The organism is Blautia sp. AF14-40, assembly GCF_003479665.1.
Lineage (GTDB): Bacteria > Bacillota > Clostridia > Lachnospirales > Lachnospiraceae > Fusicatenibacter > Fusicatenibacter saccharivorans.
Map to the genome: position 1 here is coordinate 1 of NZ_QUHK01000008.1, position 22,182 is coordinate 22,182.

Below are 22,182 nucleotides of genomic sequence, written 5' to 3' on the forward strand. Positions count from 1 at the left end.
TATATTTTTTCAATTGTCTACTTGACGGGGAGCGGTTCACTTAGTGCGACAGCCCCTTTTACTTAACTCTTAAATGAAAAGTCTAATCCCCCAGCTATGCTGGGGAGAATAGAGTAGTCGGAAGTGGTGAGGATAACAAAATAAAGCCTCCTGTGATAGAATGAGAATGGTGTCGCAAGCCAAACTCAAAATCAAAGGAGGCGGTCCAAATGGACAATAAAAGTTTATCACATACTCGTTGGAAATGCCAGTATCACATTGTGTTTATTCCTAAATACCGAAAGAAGGTATTGTATGGGAGAATACGCAGAGATGTCCGAGAGATAATAGCAACTTTATGCCAGTATAAAAATGTAGAGATAATTGCAGGAGCGGTATGTATAGATCATGTACATTTAAGCGTAGCAATTCCACCAAAACTCAGAGTATCAGATTTTATGGGGTATCTGAAAGGAAAAAGCACATTAGTGATTTATGACAGGCATCCTGAGTTGCAAAGTAAATGGGATAAAGCGTTTTGGGCTAGAGGATATTATGTTGAAACGATTGGCAATATAACAGATGAAGCAGTTCAAAAGTATATAAAAGAGCAAGCAGAAGAATCGAGACGAGAAGATTCGAGTAGTACCGCTTTATAGCGGGCCAGCAAAAGTGCTTGCGATACCGCCCTTTGGGGCGAATAGTAACAATAGCCCTTTGGAGGGCTAATAATAAACCACCAGTTGAACTGGTGGTTGCTAACTAGAAAAAAAGAAAGAACATGAACGTGTAAAGGTGAGGGAATGTATCTGAAATAATTTAAGCTGGAAAACACAATTGTATTTTGATAGGACCTGTTTGAAACAGGTTATTTTGTGTACGCTTAAATTAGATACTCAGACGATTCGTTATGTTCCGACACCAGTGCCATGCACGCTGTGTCTGTTTAGGATGCGGGTCTGTTTTGCGTACGCAAAGCGGGCTCGCTTTTTAAATACTCTAGGCAGAATTTTTTATACGTGAGAAAAAGAAAAACAGGCAGAAGGGAGTTTTTATGGCACAGATCAATGTCAGTAATCTAACTTTTGGGTATGAAGGAAGTTATGATACAATCTTTGAAAATGTATCGTTTTCAATCGACACCAGCTGGAAGCTTGGTTTTGTGGGAAGAAACGGAAAGGGAAAGACAACGTTTCTTCAGTTACTCCTGGGAAAATACGAATACCAGGGAGCGATCACCCGCTCGGTTGTCTTCGATTATTTTCCGTATCCGGTGAAACAAAAAGATCTGGAACGGACAGCAGCGGAGCTGATGGAAGACTGGAAAGCGGGAGTAGAGAGCTGGAGAGTTCTTTGTGAATTGGAAAAACTGGATATGGACGCAGAACTTTTGTACAGACCATTTGGTACGTTAAGCTTTGGGGAGCGGACCAGGGTTATGCTTGCAGTCCTTTTTTCCGGTGAAAATGATTTTCTGCTGATCGATGAACCCACCAACCATTTGGATCAGGACGCCAGAGAGATTATCAAAAAATATCTGGCGTCAAAAAAAGGATTTATTCTGGTATCCCACGACAGGGATCTGCTGGATGCCTGCATCGATCATGTGCTGGTTTTAAACCGGGCCTCGATCGAAGTACAGAGCGGCAATTTTTCCAGCTGGTGGGAAAACAAGGAAAAAGCAGATCATTTTGCCAGAATGGAACATGAAAAACGTGTAAAAGAAATTGGAAAACTAAAGGCAGCCGCCGATTGTTCTTCGCGCTGGGCAGAAAAAAATGAAAATACCAAGATTGGATATGATCCAGCCAAAGAACATGACAGATCGATATCGACACGATCGTATATCGGAGCAAAGACGAAGAAAATGCAGTCGCGCGTCAAAGCGTACGAGGAGAGAATGGACCGGGAGATCGAGAAAAAGGAAGGGCTGTTAAAAGATATCGAAACGGTAAAAGATTTAAAGATTATGCCGCTTTCCCATTACAAAGAACGGCTGATCGAATGCAGGGATTTTTCCTTAAAATACCGGGATGGAAAAGAGAATGTGATCACCGGATTGAATTTTGAACTGAAACAAGGAGACCGTGTTTTTCTGAAAGGAAAAAATGGCTGTGGAAAATCCAGCCTGATCAAGTATATTCTGACGCAGAACCTGCAAAATTCTTCCAATGGCGGAATCGAAAAGCGGAAAATTACGATGTCCGGATGCGAAAATCTTTCCGGCGAAAATATAATGGCAACGGGTACCTGTTCGATTGCCTCAAATCTCGTTATTTCCTATATCAACCAGGATACCTCGCATCTGTCCGGAACGCTGAAAGAATTTGCCAAAAAGCAGGAAATTGATGAGCCAATGCTCCTTTCCATGTTGCGCAGCCTGGATCTGGACAGAGAACAGTTTGTAAAAAACATGGAGGAATTTTCCGAGGGACAGAAGAAAAAAGTATTGATTGCTGCCAGCCTTTTAACACCTGCGCATCTCTATCTGTGGGATGAACCGCTGAATTATATTGATGTATTTTCACGGATGCAGATTGAGAAACTGATTGCGCAGTTCCAGCCAACGATGCTGATCGTGGAGCATGATGCAAGGTTTGCCAAAAAGCTGGCAACGAAAGTGGTAGAGCTTTGACCAGAAGAATAAACGGAAAGGTTATGACTGAAAAAAAACGAGACTTCTTATGGAGGTCTCGTTTTGCTATGATTAAAAATAGTAAAAAAAGGAGGAATTCACATTATGACAAAAAGAAAAATAATGCTGATTACGGTTTGCTTTGCTATTTTTGCTATATCGCTTCTGCTATCCAGACAGTTTTTTAAAAGCGCTGGAAAAAGGAATATGGATGTTCCGGCAGCGGGATCTGAACAGATAGAGGATTCAAAGGATACAGAAGAAAAAAGAAACACAGAAGAAATGACAGAGCTGGAAGAAACAGAAAGAACAGCAGCATCAGAAGGGGCAGCAGAACCGGAAAAAGTATATAGTAACGGCTATTCCGGCGGAGGAGAAACGCTGGCGCTGATCCTGGGAAAAAAGCCGGAACTGTTTACTGCAGCGCTCATGTGCAGCTCCAAATGGGATGGAGCATATGAACCGGTGACAGAGGCAAAAACACCGGTCTATTTTGTGATTGGCGAAAGTGATGAATATTATGGATCAGAACCGTTTAAAGAAGCGTATCAGATTTTATATGAGCTGTATGCAGAGCAGGGTTTAGCAAAATCCGAAATAGACAATTTGCTGGTACTGGATATAAAAGAGAAAAATTACTTTGCAGGAACGAAAGTGACTTATCAGCACGGAGGCGGTTATCTGTTCTGTCGGGATGAAAAAATTATGGGATGGCTGTTTGGACATTAAGAGTCATGGAAAAATATATTGCAAAATTCCAAAGAAGTCTATAGTATGATAGTAGAGCGCGTTTGAAAAATCATTTCCGCATTCTGTGCGTTCCATTTTGCGGTATGTTTCACTCTTTTGCCGGCATGATGGCAGCAAAAAGATAAAATAAAAAAGGAGTCGACATGGAAAGAAAAAATCGTGGCATCTTAAAAAACAAGTTATTTTTGTATCTGACAGAATTTTTTTCCGGAATGTCTGTGATGGCGGTAGAACTTGGTGCGAGCAGGCTGCTTGCCCCGTATTTTAGTTCTTCACAGATTGTATGGACGATCATCATCGGAACCATCATGATTGCTATGGCACTGGGAAATATCTATGGAGGCAGAACGGCGGACAAGTCGCCCAATCCGGACAAGCTCTATGGACGTATCATCGTAGCTGCTTTATGGATTGCGTTAATTCCCGTGGTCGGAAAATATATCATTGTTGGCATTTCTGCGGTTCTGATTTTTTCCGTAAATAACAATTTTCTGATCCTGGCTGCGTTTGTGGCCTGTATGGTAATTTTTGTGTTCCCGTTATTTTTACTGGGTACGGTAACTCCGTCGCTGGTCAAATATTCGGTGAGCAATCTGGATGATAACGGAAAAACGGTTGGAACATCGATCACTTTTCTGATCTTTGCGGGAATTTTACTTGCGTTATCCATCGTGTATTTTGTGATGGAAAAAGCAGGGAAAAAGAAAGTGATTGCATCGGTACTTATTTTCGCGTTCTGCTGTGGAACAGGTTATTCCGATTCCTTCGCATTCTGGGAAAACAACCTGACATATGAGGGAGAGTCTGTATACAACTATCTTCAGGTGTACGAAAATGATGAGAGAGTAGCATTGTCTACCAATGTTCTGTTTGGCGTACAGTCTGTCTATATGAAACAGGATGAACTGACCGGAATGTACTATGATTATGCGATGGCGGCGCCGCTTATGCTCAAAGACAAGCCGACAGATCAGATGGATGTGCTGATCCTTGGCATGGGTACGGGAACCTACGCCACACAGTGTAAGAAATATTTTGGGAACATGAACATTGAGGGTGTAGAGATTGATGAAAAGATCACGGATCTCTCGCGGAAATATTTTTCACTTTCCGAGGATATTCCGGTGACTACTTACGATGGAAGAGCGTTTTTAAATGCATCGCAGAAAACGTATGATGTGATTATGGTCGATGCATATCAGGATATCACAATTCCATTCCAGATGTCCTCCAAAGAGTTCTTTGAACTGGTCAAATCACATCTGAAGGACGATGGCGTTATGGTGGTAAACATGAATATGCGTGGAATGAAGGAAGGAAACATCAATCAGTACCTTTCGGATACGATTGGAAGTGTCTTTGATACAGCGGTTACAGTGGATGTGGCAGGATCGTCCAACCGGGAACTCTTTGCGTCGGACAATCCGGACATCGTAAAGAATCTGACGAAACATACGGGGGAACTTACAAACGCAAACCTGAAAAATATGATGCAGGAAGTTACGTCAAATCTTACAGAATATCAGAAAGGAAATTATATCCTCACAGATGACCAGGCGCCGGTGGAGCTGCTTGGCATGCAGGTGATCGATGAGCTGATCAAGGATGAAGTCCAATACTATAAAGATATCTATAAAGAGCAGGGAATCAAAGGACTGATCGAGTCTCTCTGAGCTCTGGAAAAAACATAAATCATGGGAATGAGAAAGAGGAACAGATACACCATCACAGTTTTAAAAAAAAGTTGTACGAAATAACATGGTTATGTTAGCAAATGATATACAGAAAAAATGGTTATAAAGGAGAACTAAAAATATGAAGCTACAATCTATTTTTGACCAGACAGATTTTGTACATGCAAGCGGTACAAAAGAAGAATTGCAGGTTGCAAACTATTTAAAGGAGCAGTGTGAAACATTAGGAGTCCCGGCAAAACTGGAAGGTTTCCGCGTTGCGATGGGCGAAATCGAAGAGGCACATTTGTATGCAGACGGGATGGAAATTTCATGCAAAGCTCTCACATGCTGCGGAAGCGGAAGTGTCGAAGGCGAACTCTACTATATGCCGGGAACCGATCCGGTTTCCGTTGCCGGTGCAAAAGATAAAATTGTGCTGATGGATACGCAGGGAATCGGATTTTTTGCGTACCAGGATTTGATGAAAGCAGGCGCGAAAGCGATTCTGTTCCAATATGGAAACAGCTATTACCCACATACAGACATTGATCAGAGAGATCTTCGGGAAGCCGTTGTCGGAGAGAAAAAGAAAGTGCTCTGCGCTATGATTCACTCCGCACAGGCAGTAGAACTTGTGAAAAATAAAGTAAAACAGATCCGTCTGGAAATCCGGCAGAAGGAATACGATGGAGAATCCCATAATGTGATTGCAGAATTGCCGGGAAAAAGAGAAGAATGGATCGTTTTAAGCGCGCATTATGATACGACATCGCTTTCGCATGGTGCATATGACAACATGAGCGGATGCGCAGGGCTTCTTGGAATCATGGAGCAGATGAAAGGGAAAGAGCTGAATTATGGTCTTCGGTTTGTATTCTGCGGAAGCGAAGAAAGAGGACTTTTAGGATCGAAAGCGTATGTCAGAGATCATGAAAAAGAACTGAGACAAACAGTACTGAACATCAATCTGGACATGATCGGAACGTATATGGGAAAATTTATCGCCTGTGTATCGGCAGAAGAAAAGCTTACCCATTACATCAGCTATATGGCTGCAGAAGTTGGATTTCCAATTGCGGCAGAAAACGGCGTCTATTCCAGTGATTCCACACCATTTGCCGATCATGGGGTTCCGGCTGTTTCGTTTGCGCGTATTGCCAACGGAAATGTCGCCCCGATTCACTGCCGCTACGATGTCAAAGATGTGATGTCGATGGAGCAGCTGCAAAAAGATATTGATTTCCTGACAGTATTTACCGGAAGATTCGCAAACGCAGCGGTCTGCCCGGTGGCAAGAGAAATACCGGAAACGATTCGGAAACAATTGGATGAATATTTGTTTCGCAAGAGAAAAGAAGCCTGATATACTTCGATCACGGATATGAGCAGCGAGACGAATTGCAAATAGGAAAAAGAACGACAGTGGCAGGAGAGAGAAACCATGAAAAAAATAGAACTGGTAGAAATCAGGCAGGTAAACGATGCCCTTGCAGAAATGGTTGCGCTGTTTCGAGTAGAACTGCGTTCCTATAAAGGAATTGCATCAAAACCGAACGTGGAAGACGGACGGGAAGAAATGAAGGAATACCTTTTAGCAGGATTTCCAGTGTTTGCCGCCACGGTGCATGGCGAATACGCAGGTTATGTTGTCTGTCGTATTGAGAGCGAGGTGGTGTGGGTGGAATCCATCTTTGTCAGAGAAGAGTACCGCCGGCAGGGAGTTGCTGCCGCACTGCATGGCAAGGCAGAAGAAATTGCAGCTTCTTATGGAAACGATACGGTTTACAACTATGTCCATCCCAATAACCACAGGATGATTGAATTTTTGGGAAAGCGTGGTTACACCGTTCTGAATCTAATTGAGATTCGTAAACCGTATCTGAATGAAAAACTGACGCAGACGATTACGGTTGGGGAACATGAATTTGATTATTGAGGGAGTCATTTTCATCCCACAATTCCAGAAAAGCCCGAAGTTCAGACGGAAGGCGCCCCTTGCGCCAGGCAAGCAGGATTTCGGTTGTAAGGTCTGCATCTGTGATGGTGCAGGCCTTTAATTTATGGGTAAGATTCAGCATGGAGGCCGGCAGAAGAGCGATGCCAAGGCCTTTTTCTGCCATTGTCATTGCCGTGCGGGCGTCCTCGCAGGTGAGATAGATATCGCAGAACAGACCCGCCTGCTCGAAAGCGGAGAGCATGTATTTCCGGTAGCGGTTCGACAGAATCAGCGGCTGCTCGGCAAGTTCCGTAAGCGAAAGGGTTTCACGCCCGGCAAAAAGCGGGTGAGAAGGGAGTGCCATGGCGGTGATGCTCTCTTTTAAAAGGGTCTTCGTCTCGCAACCATTTAAAACGATTGGCGTGCGGAGCGTGGTGAGATCCACCATGTGATTTTCGAGCTGGTCTTTTAAAGCAAAGGTAGAACCCTCGTGGACATCAAAATGGATGTGCGGGTATTTCCGGGAAAATCGCAGGAGATAGTCGGCGAGCAGCGAAACGGTGGATGGCGTCATGCCGATGTGGAGTGTCGCAGACTGACTGGATTTTACGACTTCGCGCCTGGTGAGATCCGCAAGCATCAGAAGCGTTCCTGCCTGTTCATACAGTGTTTTTCCTGCCTCGGTCAGGGTGATTTTCTTTGTACCGCGGATGAGAAGAGGCACCTGAAGCTCTTCCTCCAGCATTTTGATCTGATAACTTAACGGCGGCTGTGTCATATGCAGCACCCGTGCCGCCCCGCTGATGGTTCCCGCGTCCACGATGGCGCGGAAGTATTCGAGTTGTCGAAGTTCCATAAAAATCCTCCTGAAAAAACTATATAAAAATTATTCAATTTCAATATAAAAACAATAATTTACATATAGAATACGCCATGCTATACTGAAAAGCAAGTGAAAAAGAAGGGAATGAGGGAACAAATGAAACGAATTGATTTCGAACATGGAACCGTAACCGGAAACATCTTCGGGGCAGCGCTCCCGATGCTGGTTGCTCAGATTTTGAGTCTGCTGTACAATATTGTAGACCGCGTCTACATCGCGCGGATCCCGGAGGTAGGAACGGCGGCACTCGGTGCAGTCGGTCTGTGCTTTCCGCTGATCGTTATCATCACAGCATTCAGCAACTTGTTTGGAAGCGGCGGCGCTCCGCTGTTTTCGATTGAGCGTGGAAAGAATGATCAAAAAAAGGCGGAACGTATTATGAATACGTCGTATTCCATGGTATGTGTCTGTGCTGTCATACTGATGGTGATCGGCTTTTTGTTTGCCCGTCCACTGCTGTCACTGTTCGGTGCATCGGCAGATGCGATGGTATACGCGTATCCTTATATGATGATTTATCTGATCGGAACTTTGCCGTCGATGGTGGCAACCGGCATGAACCCGTTCATCAACGCGCAGGGCTACTCGACCGTTGGTATGCTTTCCGTCACGATCGGAGCGGTCGCAAACCTGCTGCTTGACCCGCTGTTTATCTTTGTATTTGGTTTTGGTGTGCAGGGGGCTGCGATTGCAACTGTGATTTCCCAGACACTTTCCGCAGTGTTCGTTCTGTATTTCCTGACCCGGAAATCGGAACTGAAAGTGCGCTTTGTGCGGAAAGATGAAATTTCTGAGTGTGCAGGCTATGCGAAAAATATTGTCAGTCTCGGTACCGCCGGATTTATCATGCAGCTGACCAACAGCCTTGTCACGATCTGCTGTAACAATGTACTTTCTGTGACCGGCGGTGATATTTACATCTCTGTTATGACGATCGTATCGAGCGTGCGTCAGCTCGTCGAGACACCGATCTATGCAATGAATGAGGGAACTTCTCCAATTTTGAGCTATAATTACGGTGCACGCCGTCCGGCCCGCGTGCGCAAGGCGATGTGTGTCATGAGTGCGATGATCCTCGGCTATACCGCAGTGATGTGGAGCGTGATTGTTCTGGCGCCGCATGCGCTGATCGGTATTTTCAGTTCGGATGCGGTACTGACCGCAGATGCGGTTCCGGCTCTGAAGCAGTACTTTGCAGCATTCATTTTCATGGATCTGCAGTACATTGGACAGACCGTATTCAAATCTCTGAATAAAAAGAAACAGGCGATCTTTTTCTCCCTGCTCCGAAAAGTCTTCATTGTTGTACCGCTCACCTATCTGATGCCGTACGTACTCCACATGGGAACGGACGGTGTCTTCCTTGCCGAACCGGTATCAAACGTAATCGGCGGAAGTCTCTGCTTTATCACCATGCTGATTCTGGTTCTGCCGGAATTGAAGCGAATGGAGCAGCAGAAGTAATGTTTTTGAAAAGTTTCTGAAAAAAGGACAGGAAGATCTTTACCGAAACGGTTTTGGCAGATATCTTCCTGTTTTTTATTGCCATACATACAATATGATGCCTCGGACAATCTGATGCGCATTGGAGTCCCGGCGCTCCGCATTCTGTCGGTCGCCTATCTGCTTTCGATTCCAGGTCTGATCTATCAGGCGGCGTTGCAGGGACTTTCCCTTGGAAAAGAAAGTATGTACATATCCATGATACGCCAGGCAATTCTGCCGCTGGTGTTTGCGTTCCTTTTCAAAGGGATTGAGAACCTGAATCTGATCTGGGGTGCCTTTATCCTGGCTGAGCTCTGCGGCATCCCGCTTGCAGTGGTTCTCTGGAAACAAAAAGGCGAAAAGCAGATTCGGTTTTAGAATAGAAAGGAAAAACAAAAAGGCTGTTCTTTGTGAAAGGCAGCCCTTTTTGCATACCATAAAATAAGAATACACAGGGGCTTATGGATGAAAGAGCAGGAAAATCTGACAGGAAAAGGAATTACAGCCGCCGTGCTGGATACAGGGATTTTTCCCCATATGGATTTTGACGGCCGGATTGTAGCCTTCCGGGATCTTGTGTACGGGCGGGAGACGCCTTACGATGACAATGGACACGGAACGCATGTCTGTGGTATCCTTGGCGGAAGTGGAAGAGCGTCCGGCGGAAAATACCAGGGTGCGGCACCGGGATGCCGGTTTGTCGTAGTGAAGATTCTGGACCGAAGGGGAAATGGAAGAAAGCAGGATATCCTCGCGGCGATTGACTGGGTGTGCAAAGAGCGAATAAGACTTAATATCCGCATTTTAAATATTTCAGTGGGAACAACAGAGCAGGAAAAAACGGTGGATGATCTGCTAGTACAGGCGGTGGAGCGCGCCTGGGATGACGGGATCACTGTTGTGACAGCGGCCGGAAATCTGGGACCCGCTCCGGGCAGTATTACGGCGCCGGGGAGCAGCAGAAAAGTGATCACCGTGGGAGCGGGCGATCTGCTGGAGCCAAGAAGAGGAATCTCCGGATGCGGCCCGACACGGGACTGCGTCTGCAAACCGGATCTTGTCGCGCCTGGAAAACGTCTCATTTCCTGCGCGCCTGGAAGAAGCAGGAAGGAATATGTGGTGAAGAGCGGCACCTCGATGGCGGCACCGCGGGTGTCCGGAGCCGTGGCTTTGGCACTTGAACGGGTTCCGGATCTTACAAATGTCCAGGCGAAAATGCTGCTTTGCGAATCGGCGAGAGACCTTGGCCTTCCGCGCAACCGTCAGGGGCATGGGATGCTTCAAACAGACCGTTTTCTGTCTCTTCTGTGAGGCACTGTGCGGCAGCATAAAAAAAGAAAAATGAAGGAAAACACCTCTCATCCTGCAAAAATTGTGTGAATTTATGGGAAAATACCAAAAAATCAGGCGAATTTTGACTTGACAAGCTATAGGATACTTTATACAATAAACGGGAATAGAAAAAGGAGGCCTACTATGGAAAAAATTCAGATGACCACTCCTCTGGTAGAGATGGATGGAGATGAGATGACCAGAATTCTCTGGAAAATGATCAAAGATGAGCTGCTTCTCCCGTTTATTGACCTGAAAACGGAATATTACGATCTGGGACTGGAACACAGAAACGAGACGAACGATCAGGTAACCGTAGATTCCGCAAACGCTACCAAGAAATACGGTGTAGCAGTCAAATGTGCCACCATTACGCCGAATGCAGCGCGTATGACCGAGTACAATCTGAAAGAAATGTGGAAGAGCCCGAACGGAACGATCCGTGCCATGCTCGACGGAACCGTTTTCCGTACCCCGATTGTCGTAAAAGGCATCGAGCCGTGCGTGCGCAACTGGAAAAAACCGATCACGATTGCCCGTCATGCATACGGAGATGTCTATAAAAATGCAGAAATGCGCATTCCGGGACCGGGAAAAGCAGAGCTGGTTTATACGGCTGAGGACGGCACCGAGACAAGAGAGCTGATCCACAACTTCACCGGCGCCGGTGTCATTCAGGGCATGCACAATCTGGATAACTCCATAGAAAGCTTTGCGAGAAGCTGTTTCGAGTACGCACTGTCCACGAAACAGGATCTGTGGTTTGCAAGCAAGGATACGATTTCCAAGAAGTATGATCACCGCTTCAAGGATATCTTCCAGGAGATCTTCGATGCAGAGTACAAAGAGAAATTTGCAGAAGCAGGCATTACCTACTTCTACACTCTGATCGACGACGCCGTTGCCCGCATCATGAAAGCAGAGGGCGGCTTTATCTGGGCCTGCAAGAACTACGACGGCGATGTCATGAGCGACATGGTATCCTCCGCCTTCGGTTCCCTTGCGATGATGACTTCTGTTCTCGTATCCCCGCACGGATATTACGAGTACGAGGCTGCGCACGGAACCGTACAGCGCCACTATTACCGTCACTTAAAAGGTGAGGAGACATCCACCAACTCCGTGGCCACCATTTTTGCATGGACCGGCGCACTCAGAAAACGCGGGGAAATGGATGGAAACGCAGAACTTTCCGCATTTGCAGACCGTCTGGAAAAAGCAACGATCGCAACGATCGAGAGCGGAAAAATGACAAAAGACCTTGCGCTGATCACCACCATGGAAAATCCGACCGTATTAAACAGCCGTGATTTCATCCTGGCCATCCGCGAGGAGCTGGAGAAATAATTAAACGAAGCAAAAAAGAAAGCCGATCCGGCATTCCCGCAAAAAGGGATGCGCCGGACCGGCTTTTTCTGTTTTGAATTTTCCGGGGAAAACCAGGCCTATTCGGCAAGCTCTTCCCATTTTTCATACAGCTCTTCGAGTTCCGCGGCAATCTCTGCTTTCTCTTTGCTTAATTTCACACACTCTGCCACATTCGTTGCGACTTCCGGTTTCGACATTTCCTCATCAATTTCCGAATCGCGTGTCTCAAGCTCTTCAATTCGTTTCTCCGTCTTTTTCAGCTCGTTTTCTTTCTTGCGGAGACGTGCCTGTTCTTCTTTCTGCGCTTTCCAGTCCAGCTTTGTGGAGGAGGCTTCGGAAGGAGCCGCTGTTTCTTCCGGAGCGGCGGCATCGGCAGCAGGAGCATAGATGCGGGTCAGCTCTTCTTTTTTCTCCAGATAGTAATCGTAATTTCCGATATAGTTGACGAGTGTTTGTCCCGTCAGCTCCAGAATCCGGGTTGCAGTCTGATTGATAAAGTAACGGTCGTGGGAAACGTACAGTACCGTTCCAGTGTAATCCTTCAGCGCGTTTTCCAGAATCTCCTTTGATACGATATCGAGGTGGTTGGTCGGCTCGTCGAGGATCAGGAAGTTGGCGTTCGAGAGCATCAGCTTGGCAAGAGAAATTCGTCCGCGCTCACCGCCGCTCAAGGTATGAATCGGTTGGAAGACATCGTCGTTTGTAAACAGGAAGGCGGCCAGCACATTTCGGATTTCGGTGTTTGTCAGATACGGATACGCGTCGGAAATCTCCTGGAAAATGGTCTTTTCCATGTGGAGCACCTGATGCTCCTGATCGTAGTAACCGATCTGTACACGGCTTCCAAGTGTAAAAGAGCCGGCATCCGGGCGGATGACTTCGTTTAAGATCTTTAAGATCGTCGTTTTTCCCGTTCCGTTGTTTCCGATGATTGCGACGCGCTCCCCGCGCTTGATTTCGAAATTCAGATCCTGGAAAAGCGTCTGTCCCGGGAAGGCTTTGGAGAGGTGCTCGACGGTCAGCACATCGTTTCCGCTTGTGATGCGCGGTTCCAGACGGATCCGCATATCGGAGCGTACTTCGGTCGGCTTTTCCAGCACATCCATTTTGTCCAGCATTTTTTCACGGCTCTCGGCGCGTTTGATGGATTTCTCGCGGTTGAAAGATTTCAGCTTTGCAATGACTTCTTCCTGATGGTGGATTTCCTGCTGCTGGTTGACCCAGGCATGGTAAGCGGCTTCACGGAGCATTGCTTTTTTTTGACTGTAGGCGGTATAGTTTCCCTCAAAAGTTGTTACTTTTTTATTGTCCACTTCAACGACTTTTGTGACAACGCGGTCGAGAAAGTAACGGTCATGGGAGACGATCAGGACGGCTCCGCTGTAATTTAAAAGATACGTTTCGAGCCAGGAGATCGAGTCCATATCGAGGTGGTTGGTCGGCTCGTCGAGCAGAATGATGTCCGGTTTGGTGAGCAGCAGTTTACCAAGTGCCACGCGGGTCTTCTGACCGCCGGAGAGGGAGTCCACCTGTTTTTCAAAATCGCTCTCGGAAAAGCCAAGACCTTTTAAAACACCGACGACTTCACTGCGGTACGCGTATCCGTTTTCCAGTTCAAAGGTATGGGAGAGGCGGGTGTAGGTGGAAAGAAGTTCATCCAGCTCTGCACCGGATTTTGTATTCATATCACTTTCCATCTGACGGAGGCGTTCCTCCATATCGATCAGATTCTGTTTCGCGGTCAGCACTTCCTGGTAAATGGAAAGGTGTCCGGTCAGATCCTGATGCTGGGCGAGATAGCCCATCGTCTTTCCTTTGGAGAGGATGACCTCTCCCTCATCGGCCCTCATTTCGCCGATGATGATTTTTAACAGCGTCGATTTTCCGGCACCGTTGATGCCGACCAGTGCGGTTTTTTCGCGTTCTTCTATATGAAAAGATGCATTTTTGATAATTTCCGTTGTCCCGAATGCTTTCGAGATATTCTGACATGCAAGAATCATGTGGTTCCTCCAGATAACATATTTCTGTATTTTGACATAATACACCATCCTTATTATAGAGAGTAATACACAAAATTTCAAGAAATCTTTGACAATTTTCTATCAACCATATATAATATGAATATATGCAGGTGTAAATAAGGAGGAATTTATCTTGGAAGAAAAAGGAATTTCGCGGGCAGTTATCAAAAGACTTCCTAGATATTATCGTTACCTGGGCGAATTGCTGGAGGACGGAGTAGAACGGATCTCTTCCGGTGAGCTGAGCGAGCGGATGAAAGTGACAGCTTCCCAGATTCGCCAGGATTTAAATAATTTCGGCGGCTTCGGCCAGCAGGGGTATGGTTATAACGTGCGGTATCTGTACAGCGAGATTGGAAAAATTTTAGGTCTGGACAGAGTCCACAATATGATTTTTGTCGGAGCCGGAAATCTGGGACAGGCGCTTGCTAATTATGCGGCCTTTGAAAGAAGCGGATTCAAAACGGTCGGTATTTTTGACGTCAACCCGGTATTAAAAGGAATCTCCGTGCGCGGAATTGAAATCCGCATGGCGGACGAGCTTCCGGAATTTATCAAGGAACACCATGTAGAGATTGCGGCTTTGACACTGCCAAAAGCAAAAGCGGTAGAGATGGCAGAGATTCTCGTGGACAACGGTGTAAAAGCAATCTGGAATTTTGCACATACCGATCTAAACTTAAAACTTCCGAAAGATGTGATCGTCGAGAACGTCCATCTTTCCGAAAGTCTGATGCGTCTCTCCTACAATCTGACCAGATATGAGGCGGAGCATCCAAAGAACAATTAAGAAACCAAAACAAAAGCAGGAGAGTCTTCGGGAAACCGGAGACTTTTTCTGTTCACTTTCCGGATAAGGCAGGAAAAGGAGGAAAAGCGATGAAACGGATTCTTACAGCAGCACAGATGAAGCAGGCAGACCGCAATACGATCGAAACCATGGGGGTACCGTCCCTGGTACTGATGGAGCGCGCAGCGCTGTCCTGCGTGGAGGAGCTTCAAAATGGAACATGGGATACAGGAAAAGTCCTTGCTGTGTGCGGTCCCGGAAATAATGGAGGGGACGGTGCGGCAATTGCACGGATTTTAAAGACGAAAGGGGTGGATGCGGAACTGTTCTGTCTTGGAAATCCGGAAAAATACAGTGAAGGCATGAGAGCACAGAAGAAAATTGCGGAAAATTATGGGGTCCGTGAGGTTAAGAATCCGGATTTCCGGGAATATACTGTTATCATAGATGCCATCTTTGGAATTGGCGTATCCCGTCCGCTGGCAGGGGAGTACCGGAGGGCAGTGGAAGCAATCTGCGCAAGCGGTGTTCCTGTTCTTGCCGTGGACATCCCTTCGGGGATCCACACGGATACCGGAGAGGTCCTTGATGCGGCGGTGAAAGCCAGAGCCACGGTGACATTTGCCTGTGCAAAGCCAGGGCTTCTCTTTGATCCCGGAAAACGATATGCCGGAGAGGTCCTGATCCGTGATATCGGAATCGGCTTTGATGCAGGAGAAGAGGAGACGCCCTGGTACGGTTCAGTGGAAAAAGAAGATCTGGACCGGTTTCTTACCCGCACGCCGATGGGAAATAAGGGAACCTTCGGAAAGGTGCTGGTACTTGCCGGTTCCGGTGCCATGTGCGGAGCCGCTGTTTTGTGTGCCAGGGCAGTCCTTGCATCCGGTGCCGGCATGGTAAAGGTTGTGACAGAGGAAAGAAACCGTACGCCGCTTTTCTGTGCCCTGCCGGAAGCAATGGCGGATTTCTGGAAGGAGGATGAGCCGCTTCCGGAAGAAGCCCTGCTGCAGGATCTCGCCTGGGCGGACGCTGTTGTTGCGGGACCGGGACTTTCCAAAAGCCGGACGGCAAAAGAACTGCTCGTTTTTACGGTGCAGCACACAGAAGTTCCTCTTGTTCTGGATGCAGATGCGCTGAACCTGATTGCAGAAGATGCAGAGATTCTTTCGGGCTGCCGGGCAGAAAAAATTTTAACGCCTCATGTAGGAGAGCTTGCACGGCTGCTGCACATGACCATTGCAGAATGCCAGCGTGACCCGGCAGGAAGCGCCGGAAGGGCAGCCGAAAAATACCAGGCCTGCTGTGTACGAAAGGATTCCGTAACCGTGACAGCAGAGGAAGGGCGTGAGCAGTATTACATAAACACAAGCGGAAGCAGTGCGCTTGCGACGGCGGGAAGCGGCGATGTGCTCGCGGGAATCACAGGCGCCTTTGCAGCAAAACGTCAGTGTGAAAAAAACGAGAAAAAAATCAGCCTTGCCAAAACAGCGGCACTGGCGGCATATGCGCATGGAAAGGCGGGAGAGGCTGCGGAAGAAAAAAGCAGTGCTTCCTATGTAACAGCATCCGAGATTATCAGAGGATTGCAGTCAATCTGAGCAAAGCAGATCAGAATCACGGGTTCCCAAAAGGACTCTGGGCGGACTTTTTTGAAGCGCCGGATGAAATTTGTGAATACCTCCGGAAAAACAGGCAATATTAAATACATGGAAACGATTTTAAAAGGCGTAAAACGCCGGATCGTTATCGTATGGGAAAGCAAAACGGAAAGAATCGGAGAGTGAGCACAAGTGGTAATCAAGCGTGGCGATGTATATTATGCCGACCTGCGGCCCGTTGTGGGAAGTGAGCAGGGCGGTGTCCGTCCGGTGCTGATCATTCAGAATGACATCGGCAACCGGCACAGTCCGACGGTGATCTGTGCGGCGATTACATCGAGGATGAATAAGGCGAAGCTGCCGACGCACATTGAGATCGAAGCGTCCGCCTATGGGATTGTACGGGATTCTGTTATTTTACTGGAACAGCTTCGGACGATCGATAAGAGAAGGCTGAAAGATAAAATCTGTCATCTGACGCCGGAACAGCTGGCCCTTGTGAACGAAGCACTGAAAATCAGCCTGGATCTGCCTACATAAGGGGTATTTTTGGCGCGGTTCACGGTTGACGAATGAGAAAGATCGTGCTATATTCTATATTATATGGGCTTCTGCCGTTTTTCGGGGAAACCTTTTTACAGAAAAGTAATACTTTAAATAAAGGAGACAAAAGAGGTATGTCAGGACATTCAAAATTTGCCAATATTAAGCATAAGAAAGAAAAAAACGACGCAAAAAAAGGTAAAATCTTTACCATCATCGGCCGTGAGATCGTAATCGCTGTCAAAGAGGGCGGACCGGATCCGGCAAACAACAGCAAGCTGCGTGACGTTATCGCAAAAGCAAAAGCAAACAACATGCCGAACGATACCATCGACCGCGGTATTAAAAAAGCTGCCGGAGATGCAAACGCAGACAACTACGAGCGTATCACCTACGAAGGTTATGGCCCGAATGGTATCGCGATCATCGTAGAGACTCTGACCGACAACAAGAACCGTACCGCAGCAAACGTAAGAAGCGCTTTCACCAAAGGAAACGGAAGCGTTGGAACACCGGGATGCGTATCCTACATGTTCGACAAAAAAGGCCAGATCATCATCGACAAAGAAGAGTGCGAAATGGATGCTGACGATCTGATGATGCTTGCTCTGGATGCAGGCGCAGAAGACTTCGCAGACGAAGAGGACAGCTACGAAATCATCACCGATCCGGATGACTTCTCCGCAGTACGTGAGGCTCTGGAGAAAGACGGTATCGCCATGGCAGAGGCAGACGTTACCATGATCCCACAGACCTACGTAGAGCTGACCGATCCGCAGGCATTAAAAGACCTGAACCGTACCCTGGATCTGCTGGATGACGACGACGACGTACAGTACGTATATACCAACCTGGACGAGTAATTTCACTGGAAATTACATAGAATCATAAGAATCTGCGCATACTGATGAAGCTATTTTGGAATAGCAGAAAAGAGGAAATCCGTATGGCAGAATCACAGAAAAACCAGACAGAAAAAGAAAATATTGTAGAACTGAAGACCAACATTTATCTGCTGTCCATCATCGGCGAGGTGGAGGGGCATGAATCACTCGGCGAGCGCACGAAAGCGACGCGCTATGAGCACATTCTCCCTGCTCTTGCCCGTGCCGAGGAGGACAAAAGTATTGATGGTCTTCTGATTCTCCTGAATACCGTAGGCGGAGATGTGGAGGCCGGTCTTGCAATTGCAGAGATGATTGCGTCCATGCGAAAGCCTGCGGTATCGCTCGTTTTAGGGGGTGGTCATTCGATCGGTGTCCCGCTCGCCGTTGCAGCAGACTATTCGCTGATCGTGCCGAGTGCCACCATGGTCATTCACCCGGTGCGTACAAACGGCATGTTCATCGGTGTTGCACAGACGTACCGTAATATGGAAAAGACGCAGGATCGGATCACAGGTTTTGTATCGGCCCATTCTAAAATCACCAAGGAACGGCTCGAGGAGCTGATGCTCGATACGAAAATGCTGGTCAAGGATGTCGGAACAATGCTGGACGGCCCGCAGGCAGTGGAAGAAGGCCTGATCGACGAGGTCGGCGGCATTGCCCGCGCGCTCGAAAAGCTGAATGAGCTGATGAAAAAGGCAGCAGGGACAGAAAATTGACTTCACGGCGCGGCTTGTGTTTCAGGGGATTTTGTGTTAGAATGAGTTCGCTGTGAAAATTCGAACGGAAGTTTTGTCCGGACTTTCACAAAAGAGAAAAATAAGGGAACAGGATAAAAAAATGACAGTAATAGAAGCTTTATTTCTGGGCCTGATCCAGGGAATCACGGAATTCCTGCCGATCAGCAGCTCCGCACATCTGATTATCTTCCGTCACTTTATGAAGATCGAAGATACGCAGACGGTGTTTTTCAATGTGCTTTTGCACTTTGGCTCCATGATTGCAATTCTGCTCACATTTTCGAAGGAATGGAAACGTCTCTTCCTCGCGCTGTGCGGAATCATAATCGATCTGTTTCATAATTTAAAGGAACACTTTTCCAGTCAGCATCAGGAGAGAAAGCAGTACCGGAAGGTACTCGGCAGCAACTACCGTATGCTTGCTTTCCTGCTGATTCTGACCACCATCCCGACTGCTGTAATCGGCGGCATGATTCAGAGCCTTGTCACACTGACCTCCTCGAATCTGCTGGCACCTGGCGTTGGTCTGTATCTGACGGCGATTCTGCTTGTGGTGGCAGATATGCTTCCGGAGGGAGAAAAAACGCAGAAAAATTTGAAGCCGAAAGATGCACTGATTGCCGGATTCTTCCAAGGCTTTTCCACGATTCCGGGTCTTTCCCGTCTTGGTTCGACTATTTCTGCGTGTGTGATCGGCGGCATGACCCGTTCGTACGCTGTGAAATACTCTCTGATTGTGAGTGTTCCGGCGATTATCGGGGCAACGATCGTTGAAATTGCGACCATGGGAAAAAATAAAATTGTTTTTCATCCGGTATATCTGGTCGGCGTTTTCATGGCGGCACTTGCCGGTTACTTTACGATCCGCATTCTGATGCGTGTGGTGAAAAAACGGAAACTGAAATATTTTGCTTTGTACTGTCTTCTTGTCGGGACATTCTCCATTGCAGGATATTTTCTGCTGTAATACGAGAAAGGGGAGAAGTTCTGCATGGCAAATACAACAAAGGGAAGCGGGAAGACAAAGAAAAAAACTTCTGCTTCCGGAACAGCAAAAAAGAAACAGACCCAAACAACGGCCAGAAAAACAACGGCGAAAAAGAGCAGTACCGCAAAACGTACCTCCGGCACAAGGAAAAACACAGTCCGTGAGCCGATGGACGAGGGAGTGCGCGCAGAAATTATTCTGCTTTCCGTGCTTGCTGTTTCGATTCTGCTGATGCTCAGTAATTTCGGTATGGGCGGCGTGATCGGACAGGCTGTCTGCGACTTCTTTTTCGGCCTTTTCGGCGTGACAGAGTGGGCAGCACCGGTTCTGATCTTCTTTGGAACAGCATTTTACATAGCAAACAGACAGAACTTTTTAATTGTGCGGAAAACCGGGGGAGCGATCAGCTGCTTCGTCTTTTTCTGCGCTTTTATGCAGCTTCTGGCGTCCGGCTATACGAGAGATACGACATTTCTGGATTACTATTTTGACAGCGCCTACGATCATCTCGGCGGAGGAATCTTAGGAGGGTCTGTCGTGAAAATTCTCGGCATGGGATTCGGCCAGATCGGTGCGTGGGTGATTATTGTGATCGCCATCGTGATTTCCGTGATCGTGATGACGCAGAAGCCGATTCTCGCGCCGATCCATGAAAAGACGAATGACCACCGCCGGATGGCGGAGGAGCGCCGCCAGGAGCGTCTGGCGCGCCAAGCTGCGATGGAGGAAGAGGAAGGAAAAGAGCTGATTCTTGAGCCAGTGGAGGAACCGAAAAAAGCCGGGAAGAAAAAGAAATCCCGCCTTCTTTCTCATGTGGAATCGAAGGCTGATTTAAACGAAAACGACGATACCCATCAGATGGAGACGCCGGAGCTTTCGATTCACCGTGGTTCTGTGCCGGCTGAAGAGCCGGAAAAGACAGGACCGGAGATGACACGGCAAGCTGCAGAAGAGGCGAAAAAAGAGAAAACGTCTGCGGATCATACGAGAAATCCGCGGTCTTCCTGTGAAGAGATCGAGGCGGATATAGACGGCATTCGTCAGGAAATCGGGAAAAAAGCAGAGGAAAAGCGGCCGGAGTACAAAACACCGCCGATGAATCTTCTGAAAAAAGGGATGCGCGGTGCCATGGGCGATTCCGATGCGCATTTGCGGGAAGTAGCGCGGAAACTGGAGGAGACGCTGGACAGCTTCGGTGTCAAAGTTACAGTCAATAACGTAAGCTGCGGACCGACCGTCACACGGTATGAGCTGATGCCGGAACAGGGCGTGAAAGTAAGCCGGATTGTCGGATTGACCGACGATATCAAGCTGAGTCTTGCAGCAGCAGATGTCCGCATTGAGGCACCGATCCCGGGAAAATCCGCAGTCGGAATCGAGGTTCCAAATAAGACGAACACGGCCGTGATGCTGCGTGATCTTCTTGAAACACCGGAGTTTAAGAACTTTTCTTCGAATCTGGCCTTTGCTGTCGGAAAAGACATCGCCGGTCAGGCGGTCATCGCAGATATCGCGAAAATGCCTCATCTTCTGATCGCCGGTGCGACCGGTTCCGGTAAATCGGTCTGCATCAACACACTGATTATGAGTATTATTTATAAGGCAAAACCGGAAGACGTCAAACTGATCATGATCGACCCGAAGGTCGTTGAGCTTTCTGTTTATAACGGCATTCCGCACCTTTTTATTCCTGTTGTCACAGACCCGAAAAAGGCTTCCGGAGCTCTGAACTGGGCGGTTGCGGAGATGACAGACCGTTATAACAAATTTGCGGAATTCAACGTGCGCGATATGAAAGGCTACAATGCAAAAGTTGCCGAGCTGCCGCCGGATGAAAACGGCAAAAAACCGGAAAAACTGCCGCAGATCGTCATTATCGTGGATGAGCTTGCCGACCTGATGATGGTTGCGCCGGGAGAAGTGGAGGATGCGATCTGCCGTCTGGCACAGCTTGCCCGTGCGGCCGGCATCCATCTGATTATTGCAACACAGAGACCTTCCGTCAATGTCATCACTGGTCTTATCAAGGCAAATATGCCGTCCCGTATTGCATTCTCGGTTTCTTCCAGCGTAGATTCCCGTACGATCCTCGACATGGGAGGTGCGGAAAAACTGCTTGGAAAAGGCGATATGCTCTACAAGCCGCAGGATTACCAGAAACCGGCCCGTCTGCAGGGATCCTTTGTTTCGGATAAAGAGGTCAGCGATGTCGTTGCCTACTTAAAAGATCACTACGGCGAGAACGCTTATGATCCGGATATCGAAAAACGGATTCACACCGTAAGCCTGGATGGCGGTTCTGCCGCAGGCGGCGGAGATAACCGCGATAATTACTTCGTGGAAGCCGGAAAATTTATCATCGAAAAAGATAAGGCATCGATCGGCATGCTCCAGAGAGTGCTGAAAATCGGTTTCAACCGCGCGGCCAGAATCATGGACCAGCTCGCGGATGCCGGTGTCGTAGGACCGGAGGAAGGAACCAAGCCGAGAAAAGTTCTGATGTCCATGGAACAGTTCGAAAATTATCTGGAGGAACACGGATGATGGGAAAAGATGTTGTCCGTTGTT

Annotated in this window: 21 protein-coding genes; 18 read left to right on the forward strand and 3 right to left on the reverse strand. The window is 47.6% G+C overall.

Translation table 11 applies throughout. From position 1 onward, the window contains the following. Window positions 1-209 precede the first annotated feature (209 nt). The 3 genes from tnpA (at window position 210) to DWW13_RS19335 (ending at window position 3,343) form a co-directional block, all read left to right on the forward strand. Window positions 210-638, forward strand: coding sequence for an IS200/IS605 family transposase (gene tnpA / locus DWW13_RS07760; protein WP_118719776.1), 429 nt, complete (start codon window positions 210-212; stop codon window positions 636-638). Window positions 639-1,033: 395 nt separating this feature from the next. Next, window positions 1,034-2,614: an ATP-binding cassette domain-containing protein gene (locus DWW13_RS07765; protein ID WP_117812755.1), complete on the forward strand. Its 1,581-nt coding sequence runs from the start codon at window positions 1,034-1,036 to the stop codon at window positions 2,612-2,614. Between the two features lie 105 nt (window positions 2,615-2,719). After that, window positions 2,720-3,343 carry a prolyl oligopeptidase family serine peptidase gene (locus tag DWW13_RS19335; RefSeq protein WP_117812756.1) on the forward strand — a complete coding sequence of 208 codons (624 nt, stop codon included), beginning with the start codon at window positions 2,720-2,722 and terminating at the stop codon, window positions 3,341-3,343. Window positions 3,344-3,381: 38 nt separating this feature from the next. Here DWW13_RS19335 and DWW13_RS20130 read toward each other — a convergent pair whose 3' ends face one another. Next, complete coding sequence (locus DWW13_RS20130) at window positions 3,382-3,456, reverse strand: DUF6783 domain-containing protein (protein WP_373141018.1); 75 nt, start codon at window positions 3,454-3,456, stop codon at window positions 3,382-3,384. A 51-nt stretch (window positions 3,457-3,507) separates the two neighbouring features. Here DWW13_RS20130 and DWW13_RS07775 point away from each other — a divergent pair, with 51 nt between their 5' ends. From DWW13_RS07775 to DWW13_RS07785, 3 genes are all read left to right on the forward strand, one after another. Continuing rightward, the gene (locus DWW13_RS07775) at window positions 3,508-5,037 is read left to right on the forward strand and encodes a spermidine synthase (protein WP_118719778.1); all 1,530 of its coding nucleotides are present in this window, start codon (window positions 3,508-3,510) and stop codon (window positions 5,035-5,037) included. A 142-nt stretch (window positions 5,038-5,179) separates the two neighbouring features. Beyond that, complete coding sequence (locus DWW13_RS07780) at window positions 5,180-6,403, forward strand: M28 family metallopeptidase (protein WP_118719780.1); 1,224 nt, start codon at window positions 5,180-5,182, stop codon at window positions 6,401-6,403. Window positions 6,404-6,481: 78 nt separating this feature from the next. Beyond that, complete coding sequence (locus tag DWW13_RS07785) at window positions 6,482-6,976, forward strand: GNAT family N-acetyltransferase (RefSeq protein ID WP_055267834.1); 495 nt, start codon at window positions 6,482-6,484, stop codon at window positions 6,974-6,976. Here DWW13_RS07785 and DWW13_RS07790 read toward each other — a convergent pair. Then, complete coding sequence (locus DWW13_RS07790; protein WP_117508979.1) at window positions 6,945-7,832, reverse strand: LysR family transcriptional regulator; 888 nt, start codon at window positions 7,830-7,832, stop codon at window positions 6,945-6,947. The two genes, DWW13_RS07785 and DWW13_RS07790, sit on opposite strands and share 32 nt — an antisense overlap. A gap of 123 nt (window positions 7,833-7,955) precedes the next feature. On the opposite strand from DWW13_RS07790, the gene DWW13_RS07795 reads away from it, so the two are divergent. From DWW13_RS07795 to DWW13_RS07810, 4 genes are all read left to right on the forward strand, one after another. Beyond that, window positions 7,956-9,323 (forward strand): MATE family efflux transporter, encoded by a 1,368-nt coding sequence (locus DWW13_RS07795; protein ID WP_118719782.1) that lies wholly within the window; start codon window positions 7,956-7,958, stop codon window positions 9,321-9,323. Between the two features lie 114 nt (window positions 9,324-9,437). Continuing rightward, window positions 9,438-9,722, forward strand: a complete 285-nt coding sequence (locus DWW13_RS07800; RefSeq protein ID WP_118719784.1) for a hypothetical protein — start codon at window positions 9,438-9,440, stop codon at window positions 9,720-9,722. Between the two features lie 87 nt (window positions 9,723-9,809). Beyond that, window positions 9,810-10,655 (forward strand): S8 family peptidase, encoded by an 846-nt coding sequence (locus tag DWW13_RS07805; RefSeq protein WP_055227885.1) that lies wholly within the window; start codon window positions 9,810-9,812, stop codon window positions 10,653-10,655. A gap of 165 nt (window positions 10,656-10,820) precedes the next feature. Continuing rightward, a complete protein-coding gene (locus DWW13_RS07810) occupies window positions 10,821-12,023 on the forward strand; it encodes an NADP-dependent isocitrate dehydrogenase (RefSeq protein ID WP_055217983.1) in 1,203 nt (400 codons plus the stop codon). A 98-nt stretch (window positions 12,024-12,121) separates the two neighbouring features. On the opposite strand, the gene DWW13_RS07815 is transcribed toward DWW13_RS07810, so the two are convergent. Further along, a complete protein-coding gene (locus DWW13_RS07815) occupies window positions 12,122-14,047 on the reverse strand; it encodes an ABC-F family ATP-binding cassette domain-containing protein (RefSeq protein ID WP_117812762.1) in 1,926 nt (641 codons plus the stop codon). A gap of 154 nt (window positions 14,048-14,201) precedes the next feature. On the opposite strand from DWW13_RS07815, the gene DWW13_RS07820 reads away from it, so the two are divergent. The 8 genes from DWW13_RS07820 to DWW13_RS07850 all read left to right on the forward strand — a co-directional run bounded on the left by DWW13_RS07820 (window position 14,202) and on the right by DWW13_RS07850 (window position 22,158). Further along, a complete protein-coding gene (locus DWW13_RS07820) occupies window positions 14,202-14,858 on the forward strand; it encodes a redox-sensing transcriptional repressor Rex (protein ID WP_022462574.1) in 657 nt (218 codons plus the stop codon). Window positions 14,859-14,947: 89 nt separating this feature from the next. After that, window positions 14,948-16,456, forward strand: coding sequence for an NAD(P)H-hydrate dehydratase (locus DWW13_RS07825; RefSeq protein WP_118719786.1), 1,509 nt, complete (start codon window positions 14,948-14,950; stop codon window positions 16,454-16,456). 51 nt (window positions 16,457-16,507) lie between these two features. Continuing rightward, entirely contained in the window at window positions 16,508-16,642 is a 135-nt protein-coding gene (locus DWW13_RS19740; protein WP_256372507.1) for a hypothetical protein, read from the forward strand. Window positions 16,643-16,648: 6 nt separating this feature from the next. Continuing rightward, complete coding sequence (locus DWW13_RS07830; protein WP_022462572.1) at window positions 16,649-16,996, forward strand: type II toxin-antitoxin system PemK/MazF family toxin; 348 nt, start codon at window positions 16,649-16,651, stop codon at window positions 16,994-16,996. A 137-nt stretch (window positions 16,997-17,133) separates the two neighbouring features. After that, window positions 17,134-17,862, forward strand: coding sequence for a YebC/PmpR family DNA-binding transcriptional regulator (locus DWW13_RS07835; protein WP_022462571.1), 729 nt, complete (start codon window positions 17,134-17,136; stop codon window positions 17,860-17,862). 83 nt (window positions 17,863-17,945) lie between these two features. Next, window positions 17,946-18,605, forward strand: a complete 660-nt coding sequence (locus tag DWW13_RS07840; protein ID WP_022462570.1) for a ClpP family protease — start codon at window positions 17,946-17,948, stop codon at window positions 18,603-18,605. A 121-nt stretch (window positions 18,606-18,726) separates the two neighbouring features. Further along, window positions 18,727-19,593, forward strand: a complete 867-nt coding sequence (locus tag DWW13_RS07845) for an undecaprenyl-diphosphate phosphatase (RefSeq protein ID WP_022462569.1) — start codon at window positions 18,727-18,729, stop codon at window positions 19,591-19,593. A 24-nt stretch (window positions 19,594-19,617) separates the two neighbouring features. Beyond that, window positions 19,618-22,158 (forward strand): FtsK/SpoIIIE family DNA translocase, encoded by a 2,541-nt coding sequence (locus DWW13_RS07850; protein WP_118719788.1) that lies wholly within the window; start codon window positions 19,618-19,620, stop codon window positions 22,156-22,158. The last annotated feature ends 24 nt before the right edge of the window (window positions 22,159-22,182 follow it).